The organism is Microcoleus sp. OTE_8_concoct_300 (genome assembly GCF_031383065.1).
Classification (GTDB): Bacteria; Cyanobacteriota; Cyanobacteriia; order Cyanobacteriales; family Microcoleaceae; genus Microcoleus.
This window is the reverse complement of record NZ_JANMZH010000040.1, coordinates 1-3,424: the sequence shown is the minus strand read 5'-3', so window position 1 is coordinate 3,424 and position 3,424 is coordinate 1. Positions and strand designations below refer to the sequence as shown.

Here is a 3,424-nt window from a genome sequence, read left to right as displayed (position 1 = left end):
GGATGTCAGCCGCGGGAGTTGCCGGTGAGAGTTTTGCAAGAAGCTTTGCTGCAAGATTCCCAGGCGAGTGCAGCGGTTATTCCTTTATTTAATTTGACACGGGGGCGATCGGATTGGCTCGACTGGCAGCGCTATTATCTCTCCCGGCCTGAAGCATATCCCGCCAGCGGCGAATGTCAGGAATCAGTAGAGAAACAAAGCCGTCAAACAGCAAATATCCACAGCCAATTTTCCGGCATTTTCCGCCGCCTCGGCGAACAAGACTGGACACTAACGCTGACAAGTCCCGCATCCTTAGCCGGTCAAACTTGGCAACTCGTGACTTTGGACTCGGAAACCAACAGATTTTTACAGAGTTGCGAAACCGAAAAGCCTCTGACAGTATGGGGCAGGCTGAATTTTGCCGGTGCTTGGCTGCTGTCGGTATCAGTAGAATTGAAGAGTTGACACTCAAGCGGGCCGGGGCCACGCTCGATTGCAAGGTTGCACTGATATACCTTTAAACTGTCTATCCTTTCGGCCATACTTAGACCTAAAACCCGTTTAATTAAACCAAGTCTTGACCGAAAGCATCCAGGATACAAGCCCCCGGATTCATCCGTCCAGAAATAAAAAACCTGTATCCGAGAAACTTGCCCCCCGAATTTATCCGTGGGGTCAATGCTTCAATTCTTTAATCTCAAATCGATTGACCCTCATTTAAACAGCCCGCCTAGGGCACAGATCCCCAATAATCGCCAGAATCACTTCTCTTCCCTGTGCCCCACGGTACACCTAATTAATAAGTTTTTGATTTTTCTGGTATGGGTGCGCGTTAGCTACCCTTCCTCTCCTCATGTTTATCGTAGTTTTCGTCGCCCACTAGCCATTATTATTTCCTAGCCAGTCTTTTTGGGGTTGGTTATCCAATCCATCCTCGCGGTTATTCTACCTGTGGTATGGGTAGATTTTGACATACTAACCGCCCGATCGAACCTGCGGTGATTCTTGACGTTTCACAGGGTGAAGCTACGGTCGTAGTCTTACTCTCCCTCCAGGTCCAAAATCTTTGTCCTGGCAATGCCCTATCCCGACTTCTTTACCTTCTAGGATAAAGCCGCCCTAGAAGGAGGGGGTTTTAGACCCCTATTTTCGATAACACTTTCTATTGACTTGTAGAAAGCGACACGGGGACTGAAGTCTAGGAGTGTCGCTTTCGGTGAGAGCCGACTAAAGTCCAGCTCGCTTTCGGCTTGCCGTTCGTTTTTTTTAAGGTTTTTTGCAAATTTCCGAAAATTTTACAGATATCTATCCGGATAGATCAGGGCAAGTCCGTATCAGGTAATAGACACTGACACGGATACTAACCATGCCAACCTACACTGCAATTGCTTTACTGAGCCTGTTGGGCATTACCTTGAGTGCCAATGCCGCTCAAGCTTTTGAAACTAAACTCCCAAAGAGCGATACTGCCACCGCCCAAGAGATGTTATCCACCCAAACTCAGCAATGGCGGCGCGATCCCCCTCCTCAGAGGGGCGGCGGACGCAGGTAGGTTACCCAGCCTAATGTTTACACTGATCAGCTACAAGATCTCTAATGGCACTGGACGCAAGCGATTTCCACAACTGACTTGGTTCGGGCCGTTCATTTGAGCGATCGGATTTTCTAGGGTTCTAGTTTTTCAGGTTAAGCGACAACTGCACTTTTTGTTGACAGTTGTTAGGAGATTGTTTTTTGTCTAAGTGAGCATAGCATATAAACCGAGAACCGCCATCTACCTAGAGATACATTCTAGTCTGTGGCGGTTTTGTATTGACAACGCTTCAATTAAACAGCAATTACCCACAGCCCTGGGATTCCGGGTTTTTCAACCGATATCCCTCGCCCTCCACGCCTTATTTTAGTAGATGAAACCGGGTTTCGCCATTGATGATTAGTAAGGATTCAGGTCAAAAAAACTTCAGTGACGGCATCTGGTAAAATAAACGAATGAAAAAGCCCGCAGCCACCAAAGAGCAGAAAAAAACCCAAATCGAGCAGTTGAGCCAAGCTGAACTGGTAGAAATGGTACTGGGGCTGCAAAAAATTATTGAAGAATTGCAAGAAAAACTAGCTATTGCTACGGGAAAAGGTCGAACAACCAGTAAAACTTCTTCAATTCCCCCATCAACGGATCTCATCCAGAAATCAGAGAAACCAACAGTCCAACCAGAAGCAGACCCAAAAAAGAAACCAGGTGGACAACCAGGTCATCAAGGGAAAACCCGCAAAGGGTTTGGACGAGTAGACAGAACCGAAATTAGCTCACCCGACATCTGTCTCAATTGTGGCAGTAAAGAATTAAGTCAAGTAATTAACATCCACAGACAGCAAGTAGCAACTCTAGTAGCAAAACCAATCGAAGTCGTTGAATATCAGACACAATCGTGTAAATGCCTCGAATGTGGTGCAGTAGTCAAAGGAGAACCACCCCGCTTGAATAGTTCCAGGACAAGACTTGAGCGTTAATCTCCAAGCACTATTAGTCTGGCTGGGGAATTATGGGCATCTTTCCTACGCCAAGCAGACTGAATTGTTGTGGGAACTCGGCAGGATAGAAGTGTCCGTAGGAACACTCCAAAAAACCAATCAACGAGTAGCTGCAGCAATCAAGCCAGCGATTAAAGCACTGTGGGAATGGGCCCAAGAGCAATCAAACGTTCATGTAGATGAAACCCCTTGGTGTGTCATGGGAGTTAAAGAATGGCTGTGGACGGCTAGTGGAGAAGGATTCTGTTTATTTCATGCCGCAGATACCAGGGGGCGCGTGGAACTAGAAACCATGCTGGGCAAAGAATTTGCTGGAGTCTTAAGCTCAGATGATTTCAGTGTTTATAATGGTTGCTTTCGTCATAGCTCAACAGAAGTGTCTGGCCCATTTACGGCGGCATTTCAAGAAAGTGCTGGAACTTCCTGGCAACAATAATGCAGCAGTCGCTCAAATATTTCTGTCATTAATTGATGAAGCTTTTATTGCCCATGAGTCTTGGCGCAAGACCAAGGCTCGACCCACCTACGACTCGTGGGCAACTGATTTCAAAATACGATTGAATCAGGCTTTGGCTACTTGGTTGAACCTTGTGGGTTATGCCGCAGGTTTGTTGCTCAAATCCTTACGGGATAAGGCAGAACAATGGTGGTATTTTCTCTTTGACCCCTCGGTTCCTCCGGATAATAATAAAGCCGAACGTTCTCTACGGTTAGCTGTAACTAAGCGGAAAGTTTCTGGTGGCTCTCGTTCGATGCAGAGATTTGAGGAAACGGCTGATCTATTGAGTGTGATTCAAACTTGTCGTTTTCCAGCTCGTTCAGTAATGACTTTTTTCCGTGAGGCTATTTCTGCCCATTCTTGTGACTTGGCTCGGCCTGAACTCATTCCCATTTTTCAGACCTGAATCCTTAC

At 46.6% G+C, this 3,424-nt stretch carries 1 protein-coding gene and 2 pseudogenes; all 3 read left to right on the top strand.

Going from position 1 to position 3,424, the window contains the following annotated elements; genetic code table 11:
- A pseudogene (locus ACUVJL_RS02235) lies at nucleotides 1-447 on the top strand (FAD-dependent oxidoreductase); the annotation flags it as partial.
- 901 nt (nucleotides 448-1,348) lie between these two features.
- Nucleotides 1,349-1,534: a heterocyst-inhibiting protein PatX gene (patX, locus tag ACUVJL_RS02230; RefSeq protein ID WP_445244352.1), complete on the top strand. Its 186-nt coding sequence runs from the start codon at nucleotides 1,349-1,351 to the stop codon at nucleotides 1,532-1,534.
- 437 nt (nucleotides 1,535-1,971) lie between these two features.
- A pseudogene (gene tnpC, locus ACUVJL_RS02225) lies at nucleotides 1,972-3,416 on the top strand (IS66 family transposase).
- The last annotated feature ends 8 nt before the right edge of the window (nucleotides 3,417-3,424 follow it).

What these genes read in the sequence shown, in the direction of transcription:
- patX (WP_445244352.1), top strand. Translation starts at nt 1,349, where the DNA reads ATGCCAACCTACACTGCAATTGCTTTACTGAGCCTGTTGGGCATTACC.